The sequence below is a fragment of the Shewanella sp. SW1 genome (genome assembly GCF_025653545.1).
GTDB lineage: Bacteria > Pseudomonadota > Gammaproteobacteria > Enterobacterales > Shewanellaceae > Shewanella > Shewanella oncorhynchi.
On sequence record NZ_JAKKSG010000028.1, the window covers coordinates 18,731 to 39,039 of the forward strand.

29 protein-coding genes and 1 pseudogene are annotated in these 20,309 nt (G+C 48.9%); 3 read left to right on the top strand and 27 right to left on the bottom strand.

What is annotated here, in order from left to right:
* Positions 1–45: 45 nt before the first annotated feature.
* Together dprA and L5M71_RS20345 are read left to right on the top strand one after the other, a co-directional pair.
* Positions 46–1,062, top strand: a complete 1,017-nt coding sequence (gene dprA / locus L5M71_RS20340) for a DNA-processing protein DprA (protein ID WP_263209455.1) — start codon at positions 46–48, stop codon at positions 1,060–1,062.
* Between the two features lie 2 nt (positions 1,063–1,064).
* A complete protein-coding gene (locus L5M71_RS20345) occupies positions 1,065–1,538 on the top strand; it encodes a DUF494 family protein (protein ID WP_006083793.1) in 474 nt (157 codons plus the stop codon).
* Between the two features lie 173 nt (positions 1,539–1,711).
* Here the strand turns inward: L5M71_RS20345 and L5M71_RS20350 are convergent, their stop codons facing one another.
* The 15 genes from L5M71_RS20350 to L5M71_RS20420 all read right to left on the bottom strand — a co-directional run bounded on the left by L5M71_RS20350 (position 1,712) and on the right by L5M71_RS20420 (position 13,115).
* The gene (locus tag L5M71_RS20350) at positions 1,712–1,978 is read right to left on the bottom strand and encodes an ogr/Delta-like zinc finger family protein (protein ID WP_263209456.1); all 267 of its coding nucleotides are present in this window, start codon (positions 1,976–1,978) and stop codon (positions 1,712–1,714) included.
* Positions 1,979–2,175: 197 nt separating this feature from the next.
* Positions 2,176–3,336 carry a phage late control D family protein gene (locus tag L5M71_RS20355; RefSeq protein ID WP_263209457.1) on the bottom strand — a complete coding sequence of 387 codons (1,161 nt, stop codon included), beginning with the start codon at positions 3,334–3,336 and terminating at the stop codon, positions 2,176–2,178.
* Positions 3,333–3,782: a phage tail protein gene (locus L5M71_RS20360; RefSeq protein WP_263209458.1), complete on the bottom strand. Its 450-nt coding sequence runs from the start codon at positions 3,780–3,782 to the stop codon at positions 3,333–3,335. The genes L5M71_RS20355 and L5M71_RS20360 overlap by 4 nt, the downstream gene beginning before the upstream one ends.
* A 2-nt stretch (positions 3,783–3,784) precedes the next feature.
* Positions 3,785–6,625 carry a phage tail tape measure protein gene (locus tag L5M71_RS20365; RefSeq protein WP_263209459.1) on the bottom strand — a complete coding sequence of 947 codons (2,841 nt, stop codon included), beginning with the start codon at positions 6,623–6,625 and terminating at the stop codon, positions 3,785–3,787.
* Positions 6,618–6,749, bottom strand: a complete 132-nt coding sequence (locus tag L5M71_RS20370; RefSeq protein ID WP_014358022.1) for a GpE family phage tail protein — start codon at positions 6,747–6,749, stop codon at positions 6,618–6,620. The genes L5M71_RS20365 and L5M71_RS20370 overlap by 8 nt, the downstream gene beginning before the upstream one ends.
* A gap of 8 nt (positions 6,750–6,757) precedes the next feature.
* Positions 6,758–7,087, bottom strand: a complete 330-nt coding sequence (locus L5M71_RS20375) for a phage tail assembly protein (RefSeq protein WP_115407029.1) — start codon at positions 7,085–7,087, stop codon at positions 6,758–6,760.
* A 124-nt stretch (positions 7,088–7,211) separates the two neighbouring features.
* Positions 7,212–7,730: a phage major tail tube protein gene (locus L5M71_RS20380; protein ID WP_263209460.1), complete on the bottom strand. Its 519-nt coding sequence runs from the start codon at positions 7,728–7,730 to the stop codon at positions 7,212–7,214.
* Between the two features lie 9 nt (positions 7,731–7,739).
* Positions 7,740–8,912 (bottom strand): phage tail sheath protein, encoded by a 1,173-nt coding sequence (locus tag L5M71_RS20385; RefSeq protein WP_263209535.1) that lies wholly within the window; start codon positions 8,910–8,912, stop codon positions 7,740–7,742.
* 137 nt (positions 8,913–9,049) lie between these two features.
* Positions 9,050–9,574 carry a hypothetical protein gene (locus L5M71_RS20390; protein ID WP_263209461.1) on the bottom strand — a complete coding sequence of 175 codons (525 nt, stop codon included), beginning with the start codon at positions 9,572–9,574 and terminating at the stop codon, positions 9,050–9,052.
* Positions 9,567–9,830 (bottom strand): hypothetical protein, encoded by a 264-nt coding sequence (locus L5M71_RS20395; protein ID WP_263209462.1) that lies wholly within the window; start codon positions 9,828–9,830, stop codon positions 9,567–9,569. Before L5M71_RS20395 ends, L5M71_RS20390 begins: the two co-directional genes overlap by 8 nt.
* Positions 9,830–10,621, bottom strand: coding sequence for a phage tail protein (locus L5M71_RS20400; RefSeq protein WP_263209463.1), 792 nt, complete (start codon positions 10,619–10,621; stop codon positions 9,830–9,832). Before L5M71_RS20400 ends, L5M71_RS20395 begins: the two co-directional genes overlap by 1 nt.
* Complete coding sequence (locus L5M71_RS20405; RefSeq protein ID WP_263209465.1) at positions 10,618–11,238, bottom strand: phage tail protein I; 621 nt, start codon at positions 11,236–11,238, stop codon at positions 10,618–10,620. Before L5M71_RS20405 ends, L5M71_RS20400 begins: the two co-directional genes overlap by 4 nt.
* On the bottom strand, positions 11,235–12,161 hold the full coding sequence (locus tag L5M71_RS20410) for a baseplate J/gp47 family protein (RefSeq protein ID WP_263209467.1): 927 nt from the start codon (positions 12,159–12,161) through the stop codon (positions 11,235–11,237). The genes L5M71_RS20405 and L5M71_RS20410 overlap by 4 nt, the downstream gene beginning before the upstream one ends.
* Positions 12,154–12,510 carry a GPW/gp25 family protein gene (locus L5M71_RS20415; RefSeq protein WP_263209469.1) on the bottom strand — a complete coding sequence of 119 codons (357 nt, stop codon included), beginning with the start codon at positions 12,508–12,510 and terminating at the stop codon, positions 12,154–12,156. Before L5M71_RS20415 ends, L5M71_RS20410 begins: the two co-directional genes overlap by 8 nt.
* Positions 12,507–13,115, bottom strand: a complete 609-nt coding sequence (locus L5M71_RS20420; RefSeq protein WP_263209471.1) for a phage baseplate assembly protein V — start codon at positions 13,113–13,115, stop codon at positions 12,507–12,509. Before L5M71_RS20420 ends, L5M71_RS20415 begins: the two co-directional genes overlap by 4 nt.
* Positions 13,116–13,369: 254 nt before the next feature.
* Between L5M71_RS20420 and L5M71_RS20425 the strand changes: the two genes are divergently transcribed.
* Positions 13,370–13,870, top strand: a complete 501-nt coding sequence (locus L5M71_RS20425) for a GIY-YIG nuclease family protein (RefSeq protein WP_263209473.1) — start codon at positions 13,370–13,372, stop codon at positions 13,868–13,870.
* A gap of 37 nt (positions 13,871–13,907) precedes the next feature.
* On the opposite strand, the gene L5M71_RS20430 is transcribed toward L5M71_RS20425, so the two are convergent.
* From L5M71_RS20430 to L5M71_RS20485, 12 genes and pseudogenes are all read right to left on the bottom strand, one after another.
* Entirely contained in the window at positions 13,908–14,375 is a 468-nt protein-coding gene (locus tag L5M71_RS20430) for a phage virion morphogenesis protein (RefSeq protein ID WP_263209476.1), read from the bottom strand.
* Entirely contained in the window at positions 14,357–14,830 is a 474-nt protein-coding gene (locus tag L5M71_RS20435) for a phage tail protein (RefSeq protein ID WP_263209478.1), read from the bottom strand. The genes L5M71_RS20430 and L5M71_RS20435 overlap by 19 nt, the downstream gene beginning before the upstream one ends.
* Positions 14,823–15,056: pseudogene (gene lysC / locus L5M71_RS20440) on the bottom strand (Rz1-like lysis system protein LysC); the annotation flags it as partial. The pseudogene lysC and the gene L5M71_RS20435, both read right to left, overlap by 8 nt.
* Entirely contained in the window at positions 14,956–15,426 is a 471-nt protein-coding gene (lysB, locus tag L5M71_RS20445) for an Rz-like lysis system protein LysB (protein ID WP_263209480.1), read from the bottom strand. The pseudogene lysC and the gene lysB, both read right to left, overlap by 101 nt.
* A complete protein-coding gene (locus tag L5M71_RS20450) occupies positions 15,410–16,231 on the bottom strand; it encodes an N-acetylmuramidase family protein (RefSeq protein ID WP_263209482.1) in 822 nt (273 codons plus the stop codon). The genes lysB and L5M71_RS20450 overlap by 17 nt, the downstream gene beginning before the upstream one ends.
* 5 nt (positions 16,232–16,236) lie before the next feature.
* Positions 16,237–16,557: a phage holin family protein gene (locus L5M71_RS20455; RefSeq protein WP_263209484.1), complete on the bottom strand. Its 321-nt coding sequence runs from the start codon at positions 16,555–16,557 to the stop codon at positions 16,237–16,239.
* Entirely contained in the window at positions 16,557–16,934 is a 378-nt protein-coding gene (locus L5M71_RS20460) for a putative holin (RefSeq protein ID WP_012197334.1), read from the bottom strand. The genes L5M71_RS20455 and L5M71_RS20460 overlap by 1 nt, the downstream gene beginning before the upstream one ends.
* A 2-nt stretch (positions 16,935–16,936) precedes the next feature.
* Positions 16,937–17,155, bottom strand: a complete 219-nt coding sequence (locus L5M71_RS20465; RefSeq protein ID WP_259511197.1) for a tail protein X — start codon at positions 17,153–17,155, stop codon at positions 16,937–16,939.
* A complete protein-coding gene (locus tag L5M71_RS20470; RefSeq protein ID WP_263209488.1) occupies positions 17,155–17,616 on the bottom strand; it encodes a head completion/stabilization protein in 462 nt (153 codons plus the stop codon). Before L5M71_RS20470 ends, L5M71_RS20465 begins: the two co-directional genes overlap by 1 nt.
* Positions 17,617–17,717: 101 nt before the next feature.
* Positions 17,718–18,422: a phage terminase small subunit gene (gpM, locus tag L5M71_RS20475; protein ID WP_263203885.1), complete on the bottom strand. Its 705-nt coding sequence runs from the start codon at positions 18,420–18,422 to the stop codon at positions 17,718–17,720.
* Positions 18,423–18,424: 2 nt separating this feature from the next.
* Entirely contained in the window at positions 18,425–19,429 is a 1,005-nt protein-coding gene (locus tag L5M71_RS20480) for a phage major capsid protein, P2 family (RefSeq protein ID WP_263209490.1), read from the bottom strand.
* Positions 19,430–19,438: 9 nt separating this feature from the next.
* Positions 19,439–20,248, bottom strand: coding sequence for a GPO family capsid scaffolding protein (locus tag L5M71_RS20485; protein WP_263209492.1), 810 nt, complete (start codon positions 20,246–20,248; stop codon positions 19,439–19,441).
* Between the last annotated feature and the right edge of the window lie 61 nt (positions 20,249–20,309).

The window sequence follows — 20,309 nt, forward strand, 5'->3', positions numbered from 1 at the left end:
GTATCTGGGCTAGGACCCGCTCGGATCCAACAATTATTAACGCACATGGAAGTGGACGACCTCAGACAAAGGTTAGAGCATGAGAGACAAGCGCTACCTTTATCAGATCATCTGCTCCATAGCCTTGTTATTGATTATCAAAAAGTGGATGTCGCCCTCGAATGGCAACAGCAAGCCGCCGATCATCATCTGCTTTGTTTCTCTGATCCGCTTTATCCCCCATTATTAAAACAACTCTCAGATCCGCCCGCCGTCCTGTTCGTTAAAGGTTGCTTAGAGGTGTTAGCCCTTCCTTATCTTGCTATTGTTGGCAGTCGTAATGCTTCTCCTGGCGGATTGCAGGTTGCTTACCAACTGGCTGCTGAGATGTCCTCAATGGGATTTGGTATCTGTAGTGGCATGGCGATGGGGATTGATGGGGCGGCCCATAAAGCCTGTGTTGACCATCAAGGGCACACTATTGCCGTACTAGGTACGGGCATAGAGATCATTTATCCACGAAAACATCGACAGCTTTATCATGATATTCAGCGGCAAGGCTGTATACTTAGCGAGTTTTGGCCTGATACTGGTCCCTTTGCGGGTAATTTTCCGAAACGAAATCGCATTATTAGCGGTCTATCTTTAGGTACTCTTGTGGTTGAAGCCTGTCGCAAAAGCGGCTCTTTAATCACTGCTAGGTTGGCGATGGAACAAGGGCGTGAGGTGTTTGCCGTTCCGGGCTCAATCTTAGGTGGTTACCATCAAGGCTGTCATGATTTATTACGTGATGGAGCAAAGCTTGTGGAAACTGCTGCCGATATAGTGGAAGAGTTGGCAAGTTTAACCGCTTTCCACCTTGAAGAATTGAAGTTATGCCACCATATACAGCAAGGCGAGATTTGTAATTTGCCATTTTCGTCTCTGTTAGCTAGTGTAGGTTATGAAACTACATCAATTGATGCAGTCGTTGAACATAGTGGAAAAACGATAGATCTGGTGTTAGAACAAATGCTTGAACTTGAGTTGCAAGGTTGGGTAATAGCAGTACCCGGTGGTTACGTCAGAGTAAAGAGGAGCTAGCCATGTTTGATATCCTCATGTATCTATTTGAAAACTATGTTCACAGTGAAGTTGAACTACTAGTTGATGAAGACGAGTTAACCAAGGAACTCACTCGTGCCGGATTTCATCAATCCGAGATTTTAAAAGCGTTAACTTGGTTAGAGCGCTTAGCTGAATTACAAGAAGGGGATAAACCTTATCTTTGTAATCACGATCAGCATTCGTTTCGTATCTATACGAAGGACGAAATGGACAAGCTGGATGTAGAATCCCGCGGTTTCTTGTTGTTTTTAGAGCAAGTTAAAGTGCTGAATGTCGAAACCCGTGAAATGGTGATCGATAGAGTTATGGAGTTGGATGAACCAACCCTGATTTTAGAAGATCTCAAATGGGTTATCTTAATGGTGCTGTTTAATGCTCCTGGCCATGAGTCCGCTTATGAGCAAATGGAAGATTTAATCTTCGAACAGCCCGAAGGCCGACTGCATTCTTAATTGTTGTGAAAGATGAATTATGAGAGAAAGGAGGCTAAGACCTCCTTTTTTGATGTTTTAAAGCTTTGTTTTTTATGGTTTTTTAAAGAAACTTTGCCACATATTGTCCGCGATATTGTATTTGACAACAAAAAGCCCACTTTGATGTGGGCTTTTTGTTTTGGTGTTGCTGGTTATCGCTGAGTTGGGCTAGCTTCTGTGCGGCTTGGTTCTGCTTGTGGTTTGGATATTCTGCTCATTTGCAGGTTTATCCCTTCGCGGCGAATGCGTGGCGGTACTACGGTGCGCTGGATTTCTTCAATACTAACGAATATGTGACCACATTCGTCGTTATTGCAGCGGTAGGTTTTCTCACGAGTGAGCGGCGTGATAGCGCGAGTTCGGCGCTGTAGTGCGCGGCTGTCACAATGTGGGCAGGTCATGCCTGCACCGCAACCCATTACACCGCCTCTTTATGGATGTTGGTTTTACATGGTTTATGCGAGGTCATGGTTAACTCCTTATTGTCACTGCGTACAACCATTCTAAAGGGTGGCCATAGGGTTATATACACAACATATTGTGTGTCGTTGCAAAATTTTTACCTTCGGCAGTGGCCAACATAGTTATTGGCGTCTGTGCTCGATGTATTTAGCGGTTAACCTGTTTCATCTTCGCCACCGGTCAACTCAGCCACTTCGCTGTTTTTAACTTCTAGCTCTATCCCTGTGGTGTAACCCGTGTCGGTGATGTTGTGCTCAACACGGGTAAGTAGCCAGTCACTGTTATCGATTTGCGGCTTAAAGCCACTGACGCTAACCGGCAGCTCAGGGAATAGCTCCGGTCGCCCCATGGCTAAGGTGATGGTAAAGGTAGCCACGCCGCGCTGCAGTTTATCCCACATGGCACGCGCTGCGCGCTCGGCGTTCTGCTTGTTGGCATAGGTATGCCGTAGGGTTTTGACGTTGTCGTTACTGCCAACCATGATCTCCTTTTCGCCCACAGCTATTGGCGCACCATTTTGGTCTAGAGGCTGCTCAGGTTCAGCTTTCGGTTTACTTTTTTGCCAAGGCTTTTTGGCTTTAACTGTCTGTCGCTTGGCACCTTTATCGTTTTGCCAATAGGCCACAACGCCTGAGTAAGCATCGCGATCGGCGACGCCAAAGTGATGGCTGTCGCCTGACTGACGGGTAATGTCTACACGGTCGAGCGCGATGCCGCTGGCGTTATGGGCTAAACCCGCTTGTAAAAATAACAGGTTGCCGTTTTTTACCGTCGCGATGGCATCAAACTGTTCGGCGAGGCGGCTAAGAAAATTGGCATCGGACTCGTTGGCTTGGTCTATGTGATCGATAAATTCCATTTTCAAATTGTCGCTAATTTTAGCCTTGAGCTGATGCCGAGCTGCGATGACATCGATAATGCTGCTCACGCTTTGCTGGTGAAAACTTTGCTCACGGCTTTGCTGCAAGGTGCCGCGCATATCGGCGGATTTACCGCGAATGGTTAAGTAATCTGGCGGTCCGCTGTGTTCAAGTTCGTCAATGGTGTACGTGCCTTTATCAACCAGCGCGCTACCCTTCCAGCCAATACGCACTTGCATGGTTGCCCCCTTGGGTGGCATCGCCAGTTCACCGTCGGCGTCATCGAGTTGTACTTCAATGCTGTCGGCCTCAAAGCCACGGTTATCCGTTAGGCGCAGCGACATAAGCCGCGCTTTCACTTTGGGGCTGATGTCTTTGCCATTGACCAATATTTGATAATCTGGCGTCGGCTGGTCGCTCGATGCCAGCGGGTTAAACTGTTCGAGTAGGTTCACAAAATCCCCCTCACCAGTTTGCTGATGCCCATGCCGACTAGGTTCTCGTTCGCAATGAGGCTAGTGTTCTTTTCATCCACCCGTTTTAGCTCAATCGTAAATTCAATCCTCCTCGCTGCGCCGTCACTAAAAAACTCGCTGCGGCCTTTGCTAATTTTCTCGATCACAAAAAAGCCTGTCACAGTGCCGCGACCTTCAATCAGTGGATAGGCTTTACCCGTGTCGGCCATTTTACGCAGCGCATCAAGGCTAAGTTCTCCGCCGGTGATTTCTGGCATTAGCACACCAGATAGCGTTAACGTTTCATCGCCAACACCTAAGAACTGCGCCGATGGCCGCGCACCAACGCGGCTATTGGTTGGGTGACGCCATACCATGTCATGCTGCGATGTTTGGTATGGCACAGTTAGCCGGCTAAATACAAAAAAACCGAGTGTCATCATCATGATTAGTTGAGGTCCTTAAGGCTGCTGCGAAGGCGCGCTTGCTGAGCGCGGTCACGCTTTTCTAGTTCGATGGCGACTAACCGCGCGACATCCTGCGCATCCATATTTGGAGTGGCGTAGATAGTAATGGGCGCATGAATACCCGCATCGATGTGAACGGTTTGAGATTGTGGCGCTTGGCGCTGCGCAAAGGCACTGCCGGCGCTTAATCTATCTGGCGCTGCGTTATGCGTTAAGCCATTGCTGTTATGCGCTAAGTCGCTGCCGTTATGCGTTAAGTCGTCACTCTTCGTTTTTCTGGCTGGTAGCTCGCCCTCTTTTACCAAACGGATTGCATCCGGTACCGAATAATCAGCGCCTTGGTATTCATCTCTGATGGTGCGGGTTTGGTCTGGGATAGCCTGCAAATTTGGCATGGCGGCGGCAGGAAGTGCCGAGATGCCCAGCACAAAGGCAGTGCCTGCCATTTGCTTACCGAGCTTGCTGACTTCGTTTAGTGGCGCTTGCTGGTTTCTATTCAAGCCAACGGTCAAGCCGTCCATCGTTTGGTCACCCATTACCGCAAACACTTTGCTGGGTGACGCAATACCGAGTACATCTTTAAACCAGCCAATCGCATTGCTGGCCGCATTGGTGATGGTTTCTTTTACTTCGGTCAGCTTGCCGGTGATCCCTTTAACTAGACCGTCCATTGTCATTTCGCCCAAACTAGAAAACTTAGCCGGCAGTCCGGTGAGGTACGAGACAATGTCGTCAAAGTTGTTCACTATTAGCCCGATTGGCGACCATGAGAAAACCGTTTTCATGGTTTCCCAAATGCTGGAAAGCACGGCTTTAATGGGCTCAGGTAAGCCGTTGAAATAGTTTTTGACTACTGCTACTCCCTCATCTACTAACGAGGTGATGGTTTGCCAGAATCCAACCATCCACGCCTTAACCGTGTCCCAGTGAGTAACGAGTAAATAGCCTGCAGCAACTAACGCAGTAATGCCTAAGATCACCCAACCAATTGGCGTAGATACCAGCGCTAAAGATAACGCCCTTAATCCACCAATCACCCACTTAAATGCACCACCCAGCTTAGTGAGCGCGCTACCCATCAGCGGCAATGACTTAATGCCAAGTATCGATGTGCTGTATTTCAGCATGGCCATTGGGCCTAAGATGCCCGCTAGCATGATGGTGATCGAACCGCCGACGGCAGCGACAATAGCCATAGCTGCAGCCGCTTTAAAAAGCGTGCCGGTTAGCTCAGGATTCACCCTCATCCAATTGCCGATGCTATTGACGACGCCAGTGATTTGCTGGATAAAACTGCGAATGCCTCCGTTGTTACCTTCGAATATTTCGATGCCGACATCTTCCCACGCCGATTTAAGGGTATCGATATCACCCTTGGCATTATCTGCCATGGTCTTGGCCACTCGCGCGTTCTCGCCAGCAGATTTACGCAGCACATTGGTAAACGAGGTAATGGCACCATCACCCTGTTGTTTAATTAGCTCGCTGACGCCAGTGCCCGCTTCTTCACCAAAGATGGTTTTAAGTATTGCGGCGCGGTCAGCGTTACCCATAGTCTTAGTGGCCTTGACCACATCAGCTAAGATGTCGGGGATCGCGCGCAGATTGCCGGCACTGTCTTTGGTTTTTAGTCCTAAGTATTCTATTGCGTCGGCAGCAGGCCCTGTTTGCCCTGCCAAACGGTTGAGCATGGCGCGCATTACCGTACCGCCTTGGCTCGCTTGGATACCAATGTTGCCGAGCAATCCCGACATAGCGGCGGCTTCCTCTACGCTCACACCTAAATCACGCGCGGCAGGTGCAACGTATTTCATCGTTTCACCCAGCATGGTTAAGTCAACGTTGGCGCGAGTTGTGGTTGCGGTGAGCACATCGCCAAGACGATTCATTTGATCTGCAGCCAAACCAAAGCCAGACAATATGTTTGAGGCAATATCGGACGTAACCGCGAGATCGGTATCGTTTGCCTTGGCTAAGTCGAGCATGCCAGGCATGGCTTGTTTAATTGACTTAGCATCAAAGCCCGCCATAGCTAAGAATGACTGCCCCTGTGATACATCGTTCGCGGTAAAGCTGGTTGAGGCACCAAGTTCGCGCGCTTGTTTTCGCAGCGCGATGAGTTGCGGATCGTCTTTATCAAGCCGAGTTAATGCCTGAACCTTGGATTGTGCGGCGGTAAAATCTAGACCTGGTTGTAACACCTGCGAGCCAGCATAGAGCGCAGCCGCACCTGATGCTGCAGCTGTTGCGCCCGCACCAGCCATATTGCCCTGCAGTGCTTTGGTTTTGTGATAAGAGGCTTGTGCTGCGGATAGCTTTTTCTGTTGCTCCGAAACCTGTTGTAGGCGGCGCTTTTGTTGGTCGAGTTGTTTGTTAGCCTGAGAAAGTTCTGCAGTCAACGTGCGTTGATGCTGTGAAAGATTACGAGTATCAATCCCCGCAGAGCGGAGTGCTTCACGCTGCCGGTGCTGGCTAATGGTTAAATTTTTATGCTGAGTATTCAGCCTGACGGTTGCCGCCCTAGCTTGCTCGTACTCTTTAACCAGCGCTTTAGTTGGCGCCTGACTGCTTTGCATCTCAAGCGCTAGGCGTTTCACTTCCTTTTGTGCCTTGGCCAAATCATTGGCGGTAATACCTAGGCTGCGGCTCACCTTGCGATAACCATCGATTTGAGCGGACTGCTTATTAAGAGACTTTACTCGGTCTTGCGTCTCTTTTAATTGAGTGGCGGTTATGCCGCTGGCTTGGCGCATCTTTTTTAATGGCCCCGTGATTTTATCCACTGCCGCCAATAACACGCGCATCTCTAATTTTTTAGTCATGTGAAACCTTGTTAATTCTTTCCCATCTATCCAGCGCTTTATCGTGCCAGCCTAGAAGCTCATCGATGTCCATTGCCGCCATCTCAGATAGCGGCCAATGGAAGATAATGGCGATATCCGCCATCAGATCATCTATGCACTCAGGGAGGCTTGACTGTCGCTCTCGCTCTGACTGTCCATCTGTAACTTCTTCGGCACCAAAAAATTACTGATTTCCCCGCCGATTTGAACTAAGTCAGCAGGGTCCATAGTGAGTACTTCATCTTTGGTGATCATCGGCGTGCTAATACGAGGCAACAAAGTGGAGATAGCATTAACATCAAGATTGAGTAAATCAGATAGCGATAATCCGCGCAGTTCGCCCGCCTTGGGTTTACGTAAAGTGACTTCAGTAACGGACTCTTTGCCGCGGCTGATGGCTTGATCGAGTGTGACTTTTTTATGGGTAATAGTGACTGACATTGTTAGATCCTCTGTTATGGCTAGGATGGCCGGTATGCGGCTAGAGGGCAGGACGCCCGGTGCCGCCTAATTAAAAAATGCCCGCATACGGCTCTCCGATGCGGGCTAAGGTTGGTGATTCGCTTTATAAACCAATGGCTTTGCGGTGCTCGGCCATACGGTCGACACCATCAGCCCCGATTTCAATCATGTTGACGATGTCGATTTCACACAGCACTTCACCGTTCGCGACTTCTTTGTAATAGGTACAAGTCATGCTGACTTTGGTTTGGGTGTTATCCCCGATTTTGAAGGTGCCACGGTCGAGTTCTTTGTAACGACCACGGCAAACGATTTCGACCGACTGAATTTCGCCTGTATCATCGCGCTGAATGGAACCCGCAAAGCGCAGCATTACGCCGTCAACCTTGCTGGTTGACATCTTCTTGACCAGCTCTGATTCATAACCGCCTAAGGTGAATTCGACACCTAAGGCGTCATCATCTAACCCCATATCAATATCTACGGCTCCTGGCATGCCGCCACCGCGATATTTCTCAAATTTGCGAGTGAGTTTGGCAGGGGTAAATTCCTCCGCCAAACCAATCCAATTTCCACCATCTCCAAACAAATTTAATTGCTTGAGTTTTCTTGGTAATGCCATGGGTTATCCTTAGGCCGCTGCAACTGCGGACGCGAAGTCGACTAAATAGCGGTCGGTGATTTTTTGACGGAAGGTTAAATCTTCCAGCGGTGGCACTGGGGTGTAGTCGTAATCGATATACAACTTGCCAGCCTTAATCGTACTGACGTCGTTAACGTCTTCGCTGTACCAGGCTTGGCCATCAACGATATACCCTAGGCCTTTTAACTCGCGGAACTTGGCGTTAATGCCTTCAATGATGTCTTTAACCAATGTGGGGGTTATCGGTTTATCAACGGCCCACATGTGCGCGTCGGCAATGGTGTCAGCCAACACTTGCGCGGTGCGGGTGTAGTTTTCAAATTGGAATAATGGATCTTCTGAGCAGGTGCGTGAGCCCCAAAAGCGAAAGCCTGACTGATTAATCAGTGTGGTGATCTCATTACTATTTAGGTAGCCGGCATCGGTAGACGGATCTTGTAAGTCCCAGAACACCGGCTGACTTAAACCGGTAACGCCGCTAACTGTGACGTTCGATAGCGTTTTGTGCCAACCGACTTCTTTATCAATACGCGCACGTAAACCTAATGCGCGAGCGGTCGCTGTCGCGTTTACACTTGCGGCGGCAACGGTATCAAAGGCAACAAACTCAGGCCAAATGATCATCACTTCACGGTCGCCAAAGTTTTCACGGTAAGCCACGGCTTCTTCTTTGGTGGCGCAGCCATAAGCGCTGATGTAGGCAAAGGCGCGCAGTTTTTTGGCGGTTGCTGCAAGCGCTGTGGCAACGGGTAACGTGTCTAAGCCTGGCACGCCAAGAATGCGCGGCTTAACGCCCAATAAAGACTGGGCCGCCAGTAATGCTTTAAGGCCAGTGTATTGGCCCAGTGGCGTGACAGTGCCAATAATGTTCGCCGTTGTGGCCGTTTCATCCACGCCCTGCTCAACACGCACCACGACAGTGAGCGTATTGACTTGATCAGCAATGCCTTCTAGCGTGGGCTTTAATGTGCCTAAGGTGCCCGCTTTACCAATGGCTTGCATGACATTGGTTAGCAATACAGGGGTGTTTAGTGGGAATAGCGTTGCATCGGCATCGCTGGCGGTGCAGACAATGCCGATGACTGAGGTTGATACTGTGCGAATGGTTCGGGTGCCATCATTGACTTCAATGACGCGGACCCCGTGGTGATAATCCATAATGTGCTCCGGTGCTGTGGGTTTTGCAAAACTAAGCAGGGCTAAGCTTGCAGAGCACACCGGAGCGGTGCTAGTGGTTTAGGTGGTAAGAGTGGCTAGATAAGCCCTACTCCGTAATAGGGCCGTCCTAAATAACTCAATTACGTTGCCTGCCTTAGTACATCGAGCTTAATCGGCGCGACTGAGAACGTGTTAGCAGGTAAATCAATATTGGCCTCAACATCTGAGTAACTGTACTGTCCCGATGTGGGGAAATTGAGCACAGCTTCAAACGCACCATTAACCACAGTCACAGGGAACAAGATCAAACGGCCATCGTCACGCCTAATCGGCATTGAAAAAGTTCGGTCAGGGACAGCGACTGTGCCTGTTATAGTAATGTTCGTCAGCTCGTTGCATGTAATATGAGTAAAATCACTGCTTGTCATTACTGCGCCAAAAACTGATGAGATTTTAATTTTTATAGGATTACTATCTACTGGTCCATTTGTAACTAAATTAATAAATGTACCTGAGTCAGCGTTATATTTAGAACCCATCAAATTTAAATCGTATGTATCTATAATTACATGTTGTTCTGAATCAACTTCACTAGATAGTTGAGATACACCAATGACCACATTAAAGCTATTTAAAACTGCATAGTTTTTCATGCTTTTATTCATATTCAATTAACTCCCATCCAACTGGAGAATAAAAACCGCCACCGCCATTAAATCGAATTTTATTTTCACTAAATAGGTACGCATACCCTTCTGGTCTAGACGCTATTGAATTGTAACCAGCACCAAAGTGAATGCAATTTAGTGTACTTTTACTCATATTCACAGCGGAAACGGTTATATCAACTGTACTATTTACAGTAACTAAGCCTCGTTGAATTGACTTAACACCGCCGCCCCCTAGTGTGCTTAAATCCATTAGTATCCTCCTACATATTGCAACTGATTAACGCCAACGCACTCAAAAATGAGCGTCCCCGCCTTACCATCTGGTAGCCAGTGATTTTGCTCGCTAATCCCACTAGGTACCTCAATGTTGACGGTACTAACGATATCAATTCGCCCTGACTTCAAGCGTTTTCGCACTTCAACAACATCACCCATGACTAACCCAGATGCGTCAAGTGTGACGGTCGCTGATTGGCCTTGGCCAAACACAACGACTTCTCTCTGAGCCTGACCGGAGCAAACCAAAGCGACGGGATTCAAAGACAGCCGAGTCGCTAATCTAGCCACCTTTTGTTCAACAAACTCTCGTGTGGCCAACACCACTGTCGGGTCAATTTTAAGGGTGACATTGGCGTCAGAACCGATGGCTAAATAGGTTCGGATAGGCAGCTCAGTCGCAGCGCCATCGGCGGGGATTGATTTATAACTCGGTGGGAATTTTGTCACGGCAAACATCTCGCCGTTCTCTAAAAACCAACCGACCTCACGCACGGTCCAACCGCCTTTATTTACTGGCACCACGCCTTCTATGTAATATCGAGCGGGATTTTCTGGGTCTTGTTTTAGCTCGTTAATCGCGCCGGTATATACGGGATTAACCAGAGCGGTACTGGCTTTTAGTTGCTCCAGCGTGGGCTCGTAAGCTGCGCCACCGCCATCGCCCACCTGAAAACTGGTGATATGAACCGCTTGCCCCAAGGCCATGCCATTGGCTAATGCCGCCGCCCCACTACGGGTTAAAATTGTAAAAAACTGGCTCATATACTGATGGCCTCCACTGTGACTGATAGTGCTGAAAAGCTGCCCGCCATAACCGAAAACTCACCCTCTGAATGCAGCTCGGATAAGGTGTAATAACCAATTTCGGTTATCTGTGCCGAGAGTGTTGTTGCCGCATGAGTGATCGCTGCTGATGACTGAAACACAGGACGAATGACAGCGTGTATTATTCCACGCTTCGAGGACGTCAACGCCTTTGATATTTGAATTAAATCAGTGAGCTCAATGCCTTTGTCTTTAACCAATGCGTTAACTTGCATCGTGCCGCGCACGTTGCTGCCATTAGGCTCCCACCACTCGATGATGTTGGTTTCAATCCCAAGACTATTGAGTGCCCGGTGCACCGCATAGGGCGTGGCTTTATAACGATGAATGTCGAACGCATCATTAACGACTTGGCGCTTCACGCTTTCGGGCCAACTGTCTTCCCACTGATCGACTGAGTAGGCCCATGCGAGCCAAGGCAGTAATGACAACGGACAACGAAACGGGTCCCACAGTTCAGCAATCGACAAGGGTAAATCCAGCGAGCTGGCGATCACTTGTTCGATATCACGCTCAAGCTTGGATGCATTGGGGGGTAACAATGAAGAACTCATTCGCCCTCCCCAATCGTGACATTGCTAGCGCTGCAAAATGCCGCTTGGTGAGCGAGTACAGCAATATCTTCTAATGGGCTAATCAGTTTTACGTTACTCACACCAGGCTGATGCAAGGCGCGGTAAATGCCCGAACGAGTGTGAGCCGCACCTAAACGCCGCTGCTCTTTTTGATATATGGCCAATGCCTGAACCGCAGCGGCTAACACAACCTGCGCATCTGGCCCTGGCAATATTTGTAATTGGGCCTCAACGTTATAGCGAATGATCTCAGCGGATTGAATGGTGACTCTGTCGCCCTGCGGCCTGACCTTAGATGGCGTATTTGATTGGGATAACCCATCGGCACTCAAGCCAAATGTAGCGCGTACCTTTGTGAGTAAATCGGCACTGGCTACACCATCGCCCTCAATAGATAAAACAGTCACCACCATGTCGCAGGGTTCAGGGCTGACAGCGTTAGCATCGGCCACGCGGCCATCGGCGCCCAACGCAAAGAAAACATAGCCATCAATGCTGCCGGCGGTGTTCAGCCCATCAAACGCCATTTGCACGCGGCGCTTAAATGATTGCTCATCCTCAATAATCTCTGGAATTGGCGGCACTGCAGTTGCATCACCCGCTTGGATCACTAATGGTGCGAGGTCATATCGCGAGCCTAATCCAATCAGGTTATTACCCGTTGATGAGGCCAAAATATTACCGCGAGTCGCATCATTAATTTGCGCAACCAAGTGCATTTCACGGTAAGCGAACACCTGCAGTAATTTGGTGATAGGGTCAGATTCCAGTGCCAGCACAGCTTGATAACCTTGATCAATGCCGACCAATATTTGCTTAAGCGCCGCAAAGCGCTGCTCAAAACTCAACGGTTGGATAATGTCAGGAACGGGGACTTTAGAAAGGTCAATGAGCTCAGCCATAGGTCGCCTCAAACGATTGTTGCCGCTGGATATCGATGCGGTCTGTCAGCAAGTTAAATTGCATTTTTCCGTTAAGGTCGCCGGCAATAACTTCTATCTCAGTGATGCGAATACGCGGCTCCCAACGGGTTAGCGCGATAACCGCCGCAGCCATAATCTGCAGCTTTACCGCTGCACTTTGGGGCTGGTCAATGAGTTCAAAAATAGCGCTGCCGTAGTCACGGCGCATCACCCGCGAACCCAGTGGCGTGGTTAAAATATCCTGGATACTTTGGCTAATATGCTGCGACTCGCTTAAACCGCGACCATCAAAGCGGTTCATGCCTTGCCAGTTTTTATTTGAGGTCATTGAGGGCCTCCGGATGTGCCAGGGCCAGTATCGACACCACCATGTTTATGGGTACCGAAGTTAATGCCATCGATGCTTACGCCGCCTGAGTTCGTCATTTTCCCGTTGTGTTCAATCGCGCCAGTGACCTTGGCGCCCTGATCTACGGTGAGCTTTTTCTTAACCTGTAAGTTGCCCGTAAAGACCGAATTGGGGCAGTCGATGGTAACCAACTCGCTCGCCTGTACTGTGGCGGTTTTAATGCCTTTGACTGTGAGCGCGCAGGTATCTGGGTCGTACTCAATCACTGCACCATCTGGGTACACAGTCCGATCGCGGTTGGCGTTATCGTCAGGCTCGGGATTTTCATCGCTATAAAGCGCGGGAAGAATGTAAGCGTTGGTAAGGTCGCCGCTGAGCGATAGCAACATCACCTGCTCGCCCACCGTTGGCCGCCAGCTAGTTTTGGCCGTGCCGGCGCGGCGAGTAAAAAAGGGCCGGAACTGAGTGAGTAACTCACCGGTTTTAACGCGGCACGAATCCCCCTTCACTTCGGCAACGGTGCCAATGCGTAAAAGGTTATCGATACGGCGTGTGAGTTCAGCGATCGCTGCGGCGTTGTTCATGCGGCTATGGTTGCCAGTTGTTTGGCTAGCCGCTAGCGGTTTGGGTGGTATGTGGGAAGTTATAGCGCAAGAGGCATAGAATAAGATATTTTAAAACTAATGTTTGCTCGGTTCATTGTTACATCAAAACCAAGAGAACTGTTTACGTTGTGGCAAACTAAGACATGTAGATTTTTTCATCTATATTGTTAACAATATAAAAATAATAATTAAATTTCATTCCGATAAAAAATGTAGTTGGTAATGGTGATTCAATGAAACCAAAAGTTATCTATGGTTTGGCTGACTTCTATCGGGCGCGTAATGGTTGGGTTTACTTTCTCATAAGCAAAGATAAACGCTATATGAAAATCGGTAGAACAAACGCAGAATTAGCAAAAAGGATTGAAGCAGCTAACTTAACAAGATCCAAAGAGAACCAGTTTAGTTTGCTTCTCGCTTACAACGATGCCAACTTGGAAAACAAGTTTCTGAGTTTTTTTGATAATTACCGCGCTAGGTATCATTGGCATGAACCCAACTCTCGTCAAGATGGTCTAACATATGAGGAACTTTGGGAAGTCGCTACAACTTATGCCCGTAACAAACATGGCTGTTATAGAAAACACTATGTTATATGGGCAATTCATCAATATGCTCAAATTACAAGAAATGAGCTTTGTAAAATACCACCTAAAAAACTCGCACCGAAACTAAAAGCGCTGATTGAAACAGAGCTAGGCATTGTTAGTCAAAATGGCATACAAACTCTTTAAAATAAAATACTTATAATAGATGTACTCTTTAGTACCTTTAAAGCTTTGTAAATGCTAAATGCCTAACGATAGCATCTTCTATCATTTCCTGTTCATCAACCGTGAACCCCAACAACTCACGCTGCGGATATTGTGCCGATATCCGCTCGTTTATGCGCCCTCTTAAGCCATATTGATGTTCGGTCGCTACACGGGAAATAAACCCTGTAAACCCAACACTGGCTGCTGATGCTGAATACTCGGCCTTTAAGTATTTTTGTCTGATGATTTTCTGGAACATTAATTTCTTTTTGATAGCCCCAAGCCTTTTCGCCCATGTTGGCTGAGGCTTTCGAGCCTCAAACGCTGCGCCATCGGGCGCTTTGTTTTGTTTAATCCGCTGTGCCTGGCTTGCTCTTAAGCGTCTTGAAATATCGCGGCTGAGTTGCTTGCGCGCTGCAGGGGATAATTGCTGTATTAGCCCGTCAAACAACTCATTCAGTCGGTTTAAATCGTCGGTGGCCATGGCACTTCAATCCCATTGGTGTATAAGGTCCAATCGATTGCTTCCTCATTGAATACCGGTTCAGGTAAATGAGTCACCTCAAGCTGCATTCCCTCACCTGTTACCACCTTAACGCGCTCTGTCAGTGCCAGCACTATCTCAATATCAGCTGTGGAGTGATTAATAATTTCCGCTTTGAATTTAAAGCCACTCTCGCGTTTTTCTGGATTCAATAACAGCTCTGGTTGCTGCGATGCAAGCCAACCTAAAATAGGCACGATAAGCGTATCAGCATGGGCGGCGTAGTCCGTCACGATTAATACGCAGTTGAATTGATACTCAAAACTCAGGTTTTGCCCTGCACCGGTGGCGATGATGCTGCCGTTCTCGATAAAGACGTGCAGGCAATCAGGGTTTTGTTGCAAGTGGGGAACCTGGCTAGATAACAACTCACGCAACTGCGCCGGCTTATTCATGGCGTTTCCCTTCTTTCTGACTTAAGTCTTTAGCTTTCTGTTTAGCTTCTTGTTTAGTTTGGCACTCGATAATCATATCGATTTGCGCGGCACAGTCATGCCAAGCCGTTTCGCAGGTATCGAGCTCACTGCTTATCCCTTGGTTGTTGATGGGGTTGCTCGCCGGCAATAGGCAAGGGATCACGAGTGGACAACCAACGACGGTACTCTGCACTGCCACTAATGGCGGGGCGCTGGTGCAGCCGGCGAATAGCATCAGGCAACAAAGTATCAGCCCAAGCTTTAACATCGCTAAGTTCACTTTTTAGCTCCTCGATTTTGTTTTTTCGGTATTGGCTCGTGCTGTTTACACTGGCTAACTGCGTTCGCAACTCTGCCTGCGCTTGCTGGTTTTCAGCTGATAGCTGCTTTAAGTCAAAATAGGACTGTGATGTTTGTGTCAGCGATTGCAGCATTGAACCTTGCGTCTGTTGCAACTTACTCAGTCGCTCTTGTTGCTGATAAATAACGCCCGCTATAGTGAGCGCAATCCCGATGGCGGCGACAAGTAAATAACCTGCAAATGGCTTAATAAACCGACTAAGCAGCGACAACATTATCGGCACTCTGTGGCTTGCTCGCGGCAGCAAACTGCTGGTACGCCCGCGCTAATTTAATGTCGTAGTCATTTTCTTTGTAAGCAGGACCGTTGTAGCGCTTGGCAAATTCTGCCCATTTACGCGCTTTGAGTGCCTTATGCAGCACAGGATCCGCCTCGATAAATTTAACTAAGGCCTTGAGCTGTTCCCCCTCTGAAATATCCATGGCTTGCTTGAAAGCCTGCTGGGACGGATATCCCAAGGCTTGCCAATGAAAGCCCATTATCTGAAACATACCCCAGCTGCAGGCGCAAATCGCGGCCTCTGGATTAAGCTGGTACGCAATAGCAAAGCGCTGATACTCACCACTGCCGCCGGTGTAACCGCCACGGGCTGGGTTGCAAATATTCGGATATTTCTCTGCCAGTTCTGCCGCTGCGGCGCCTTGCTCTAATAGCTCGCGATAAAATACGTGCCGCTCAAATAAAATCGTGGGCCTACCACAGGCGAAAAAGCCAAAGCCGTTGGATTCCACTTCTGCCACGCTGGCCATGGCGGCAAACGAGACGCCTAGCACCATTGCAGCATCAGCTAATTGTGAGTGCTGAATAAACTTGCTGCGGCTTTCGCCGGCGAGTAATGCCAGCGTTCTTACCCCTGCGTAGCCGGTGCGCGGTAAGTCTTGCTTGTCTTGGAATTGCTCGATGGCCTTTTGGGTTGCATCACCAAACCAACCATCTACCGTTAATGACGCGCCAGCGGCATTGAGCCGTTGTTGTAAATCACGCACTGCCGTGCCATTGCTGCCTTTTTTTAGGGTCATCTCGATTACCTATGTTTGGTTTTGAATGTTTGTGCACGGGGAATGCGCACTAGCCTGCTGCCGGCTTTATTCGTATTGAGTTGCAGCAGATGCGCAACATTACCCCGCACTTGGAAAATGGCGATGCAAAGCGTGGCTTTTAAAAATATCTCAGCATAACTTGGCGCTGTGGCGACGCCATACACAGTGAGAATGACCTCAATGCCTGCGGCGACTGTGATGAGATAGGCGCAAATACTGATGAATATTCGATGCCGCCCTGTTCGTACAAACAAAGCCAGGCGCAACACAATCAAACTGCAAATAATGGCATTGATAATCAGCATCATTTCCCCCTAAGCCCACGCAGGGCATTAAGCCAACTTTCTGGGTTATTGGTGAGTTTCATAAAATACTGCAGCATGCGCACAACACAGGCGGATGAAATGAGTGCCGCCATACCCACATTAACCTGCAAGGCATCTGGCAGTAATGCACTCAAGGCATTTGCGGCCCAGTTGGCGCACAGTACGCCGCCCAAAAATGACACAATAAACAGTCCGATACGCTGATAATTCCCCGCTGCGTCATTCGAAATAATGAACAACACAGCACCAGTAAACGCGCCGATCATGACTGCAGGCTCAGCCCCAGGCACTAATGTAAGCACGCTGGCGGTGACGACTGCAGATGTGGCTGATGTCGCTGAAATTGGCTCGCTCATCATTAATCCCATAGTTGAATAAAGTTTGGCTGTGTCGGCGCGGCCACCTGCACAGGAAGAAGTATCAGCGTACCGTTTGGCAATATAGGGCCGATGGCGGCAAGCTGCGGGTTAGCGTCTAGCACTTGCTCAGTAATCTCACCCGTTGCCCCAAGGTATCGATAACAAATCTTATCGACGGTATCGCCCTCTATGCTGCGAACTGCCTGCAAGCTGCTCATTAAATCAGTTCCACCGTGACATGGCTTTCGCCTAAGATGTCGCGAATGGCAAAGCGTGCATCACGGCGAAGATCGTCAACACTATCACCAAGCACTTCACCCGCCTTTAGCCCCTTGGCCGTGCTATCAAAATCGCTATAACGCTCAATGAGATTGGCTTTGGTGAGGCAGTACACCGCACGTAAATACAATTGCAAATATATGCTCTGGCCGTTGATTTGCTCGGCTGGCACCTGTTCTAAATCGTCAAAGCCCAAGATTTGCTGCCCGATGCGCCAATCCTTGAGATCACTGTTTGTCTGCAGTGCTGCATTGATGACTGCGTGCTCAAGTCGGGCGTTTGTCACTGTGCCATCGAGGCGCATGGCCTCGCGCAATGTCGCTAACTGAAAATCAGGCCAAAACGGGCTGTTGGTAATCGTGCTTGGTGCTGCGCTAGTGGCTGGGGCGATAAAACTCATGTTTACCTGCTTGCGGCTAGGTTGTGCGGTGGGCTGGCTTAAGTAGTGAAATTGGATAACGCTACTTGGCCAGCGCCGCACGGGTTGCGAGGGTCGCTCGGTTAACCTGCACTGCCTTGTGTTTCTGAGGGCTCAGTGCTTTCGGTTGTTTGTTTGTCGGCGTTCTTAAGATCACGAGTGACTTTCTCGATAAACTTCTTCACACCCACTTTATCGTTTAGGGCTAATGCTTGTTGATAGGCGTCGAGCGCAGCGGTTAACTCGCCTTCAGCTTCAAATGCTTGCCCCATTTGACGCAGCAGCTTAGCGCGCGCTTCGTCGTACATGTCGCACTCGGCCGTGAGATCAAGCACAGCCTTTAATTGCTCACTTTTTACTGGAGTTTCGGTTTCAATCACGCGCGCGGCGGTTTCGGCAATTTCTTCGGCAATGGTGCAAGCCAGATTGCGCTCAAAACGGTCTGGCATCACCAAATCATGCTTAAGCGCGTATGCGGCCAGTTCTATCGCGCGGTCGATGTTGCCAACGTCGATATGCCACAGCAGCACAGTCACGAATACTTCATCCTGCACGCCACTGTCACCCTTAATGGTGCCATCGATATAGGCATCATATTCTGGCAAGAACTGTGATTTGGCCTGCAGCTTACGCGCGAGCGCCTGCACCGTTTTTAAGATGCGGCGATGTTCGGTAAGCTGCATAAGCATGAGCTCGTAGGTATTTTCGGAGCGAGCGCTTAAAGGGGAATCCGTTCCCCGCGCTGCCGCCAAAACACCATGAAAGCGTTTATGGGCGGGAGATGTCATGGCTATGCTCCCATCTCAATGTTTTCGGCAAACGCAGTGCAGCCATAATCTTCAACGACATAGGCATCGTTTGATGATTCGTAGTTTTCAATTTGGTCGCGTTTAGGGTTATCAATCACACTGCGACGGCGAGCGCCTTCTTGCCAATAAAGGCTTAAGTTATCCAGGCGCGTCACCAGCAAGGCGTTAGCGGGGAAATGCGGCACACGCACCGCGCCTAATCCACCAATGCGTTTTTGGCTGATGATCATGTCAGCGGCCATAGCTTCGGTTGGGGCGTTGTCTTTATTGATAATCGGGAAGTACTTATCAGCCAATAGCTTACGGCCACAAATCACAACTAGCTCAGTATCGTCTTGGTGCCATGGGTCAATCATGTTGTTCACCATGTCGTACACCAAGGCATCGAGGTTGGCGTAATCGGTGCCGATGACAATTTTACCTGAACCTTCAACCACTTCTGCCATATTGCGCTGTGGTGCATGCTGGCGAATTTTTTTCAACCAGCCGATGTTTACATCTTGCAGTAATGGATTGGCGGTACGGTTAGAGGTAGCCGCGCGGCTAGTGCCGTTAAAGCCAATCATGATGCGGTCGAGCGCCTGCTGTTTCAGAATGGCATCACGGATGCGCGCCTGAAAATCAGGGAACTTGGCCCACATATCGATTTTGGCGTAACGAAGCGCCGTATCGAAGTTGGTTTGAGTACAGTCATAACCCAGTGCATCTAAATCGGTTGGGTCAATGGCTTGGCGATCGCTTTTGGTGGTGTCGGTCGTGCCGGCAATAGTACCGCTAACGCCAAGGCCTAATTTTTCGCCTGACTTTTCGGTGACCGGCACAACGTTAATCATCGTCAAGAACTGCGAGCTTTCTTGCATTCGCGTTTCTAACGTTTGCTGAACGCTTGGCGCAACGGTGAATTTAGCGGTTGCTGTTTCTACGCCATTGAGCGTGGCAACTTGGCCTAGGTAACCGTTAAAAAGTGTACGAGTGGTATTGCGCATGTTTGCTCCTTAGCAATCGGTTTTCATGTTGTTGTCGCCACCGGTTGCGGGCGAACGTCGTTGGCCTGTTGGCTCTTCTTTTTCAAGCTGGGCCTTGAGTGCATTGAATTGAGTGCTGAGCTCATTAAAATCCGTCTGCAACTTAATCAAATCTTCCATGCCTTTAGTGACTTTGGTGCCAAATTGCGTTTCAGCATGAGCAACGGCTTGGGCGATTTCTTCAACAGCCTGATGCACGTCGGCAAAGTCGGTTTTGGCTTCTGCCTTATTTTTACCGAGCAGCGCTTTGACTTTGGCAAATAGTCCTAGCTCGTCACTGACCTCTTCAAATTCAAAATCCACTTCCACTGCAGAGGTAAACAGGTTTTCTGGGCGCTGCTTGCGTGAAGATAGTGGGCTGTCTTTGCAGGTTGCTGAGAACGCCAGCATTTCAGTACCAAGGGATGCAGGAGAGTCTGTTACTGCCAAGCCGGTTAAATAACATTTACCGGTTTTAGCAAAGTCAGGGTCGATTTCAACACTGGTATAGATTTTTTGCTTTTTCTGATTCATGGCGATCAGTTCTTCTGTCGGCTCAATTTGCGCAAACAGGGTTAATTTGCCATCGACTTCCTCAGCTTTTACTGCGCTCACATCACCATAGGCTTTAAATGGGCTATCTGCCGTCATGCCACGGATATGCTCCATCCAAATGCGGGCGCCATACTTTGCTACGTTATAGGTTTCTACAATGTCCAAGATCCACTGACGCTCAACGACTCGGCCGTCGGTCGTATGTCCTTCAGTAAATACACGGAAAAATTTCGATTTCTTAGCCATCTTGGTCGCCCTTTGGGGTTGAATTAGGTCTGTTAACTGCTGCCTGTATGGTCAAGAGCAA

Excerpts from the sequence above, each read along its gene's own strand:
- dprA (WP_263209455.1), top strand. The coding sequence starts at position 46 with ATGGAAGTGGACGACCTCAGACAAAGGTTAGAGCATGAGAGACAAGCG.
- L5M71_RS20345 (WP_006083793.1), top strand. The coding sequence starts at position 1,065 with ATGTTTGATATCCTCATGTATCTATTTGAAAACTATGTTCACAGTGAA.
- L5M71_RS20350 (WP_263209456.1), bottom strand. The coding sequence starts at position 1,978 with ATGGGTTGCGGTGCAGGCATGACCTGCCCACATTGTGACAGCCGCGCA.
- L5M71_RS20360 (WP_263209458.1), bottom strand. The coding sequence starts at position 3,782 with ATGATGATGACACTCGGTTTTTTTGTATTTAGCCGGCTAACTGTGCCA.
- L5M71_RS20365 (WP_263209459.1), bottom strand. The coding sequence starts at position 6,625 with ATGACTAAAAAATTAGAGATGCGCGTGTTATTGGCGGCAGTGGATAAA.
- L5M71_RS20370 (WP_014358022.1), bottom strand. The coding sequence starts at position 6,749 with ATGGCGGATATCGCCATTATCTTCCATTGGCCGCTATCTGAGATGGCG.
- L5M71_RS20375 (WP_115407029.1), bottom strand. The coding sequence starts at position 7,087 with ATGTCAGTCACTATTACCCATAAAAAAGTCACACTCGATCAAGCCATC.
- L5M71_RS20380 (WP_263209460.1), bottom strand. The coding sequence starts at position 7,730 with ATGGCATTACCAAGAAAACTCAAGCAATTAAATTTGTTTGGAGATGGT.
- L5M71_RS20390 (WP_263209461.1), bottom strand. The coding sequence starts at position 9,574 with ATGAATAAAAGCATGAAAAACTATGCAGTTTTAAATAGCTTTAATGTG.
- L5M71_RS20395 (WP_263209462.1), bottom strand. The coding sequence starts at position 9,830 with ATGGATTTAAGCACACTAGGGGGCGGCGGTGTTAAGTCAATTCAACGA.
- L5M71_RS20400 (WP_263209463.1), bottom strand. The coding sequence starts at position 10,621 with ATGAGCCAGTTTTTTACAATTTTAACCCGTAGTGGGGCGGCGGCATTA.
- L5M71_RS20405 (WP_263209465.1), bottom strand. The coding sequence starts at position 11,238 with ATGAGTTCTTCATTGTTACCCCCCAATGCATCCAAGCTTGAGCGTGAT.
- L5M71_RS20410 (WP_263209467.1), bottom strand. The coding sequence starts at position 12,161 with ATGGCTGAGCTCATTGACCTTTCTAAAGTCCCCGTTCCTGACATTATC.
- L5M71_RS20415 (WP_263209469.1), bottom strand. The coding sequence starts at position 12,510 with ATGACCTCAAATAAAAACTGGCAAGGCATGAACCGCTTTGATGGTCGC.
- L5M71_RS20420 (WP_263209471.1), bottom strand. The coding sequence starts at position 13,115 with ATGAACAACGCCGCAGCGATCGCTGAACTCACACGCCGTATCGATAAC.
- L5M71_RS20425 (WP_263209473.1), top strand. The coding sequence starts at position 13,370 with ATGAAACCAAAAGTTATCTATGGTTTGGCTGACTTCTATCGGGCGCGT.
- L5M71_RS20430 (WP_263209476.1), bottom strand. The coding sequence starts at position 14,375 with ATGGCCACCGACGATTTAAACCGACTGAATGAGTTGTTTGACGGGCTA.
- L5M71_RS20435 (WP_263209478.1), bottom strand. The coding sequence starts at position 14,830 with ATGAATAAGCCGGCGCAGTTGCGTGAGTTGTTATCTAGCCAGGTTCCC.
- lysB (WP_263209480.1), bottom strand. The coding sequence starts at position 15,426 with ATGTTGTCGCTGCTTAGTCGGTTTATTAAGCCATTTGCAGGTTATTTA.
- L5M71_RS20450 (WP_263209482.1), bottom strand. The coding sequence starts at position 16,231 with ATGACCCTAAAAAAAGGCAGCAATGGCACGGCAGTGCGTGATTTACAA.
- L5M71_RS20455 (WP_263209484.1), bottom strand. The coding sequence starts at position 16,557 with ATGCTGATTATCAATGCCATTATTTGCAGTTTGATTGTGTTGCGCCTG.
- L5M71_RS20460 (WP_012197334.1), bottom strand. The coding sequence starts at position 16,934 with ATGAGCGAGCCAATTTCAGCGACATCAGCCACATCTGCAGTCGTCACC.
- L5M71_RS20465 (WP_259511197.1), bottom strand. The coding sequence starts at position 17,155 with ATGAGCAGCTTGCAGGCAGTTCGCAGCATAGAGGGCGATACCGTCGAT.
- L5M71_RS20470 (WP_263209488.1), bottom strand. The coding sequence starts at position 17,616 with ATGAGTTTTATCGCCCCAGCCACTAGCGCAGCACCAAGCACGATTACC.
- gpM (WP_263203885.1), bottom strand. The coding sequence starts at position 18,422 with ATGACATCTCCCGCCCATAAACGCTTTCATGGTGTTTTGGCGGCAGCG.
- L5M71_RS20480 (WP_263209490.1), bottom strand. The coding sequence starts at position 19,429 with ATGCGCAATACCACTCGTACACTTTTTAACGGTTACCTAGGCCAAGTT.
- L5M71_RS20485 (WP_263209492.1), bottom strand. The coding sequence starts at position 20,248 with ATGGCTAAGAAATCGAAATTTTTCCGTGTATTTACTGAAGGACATACG.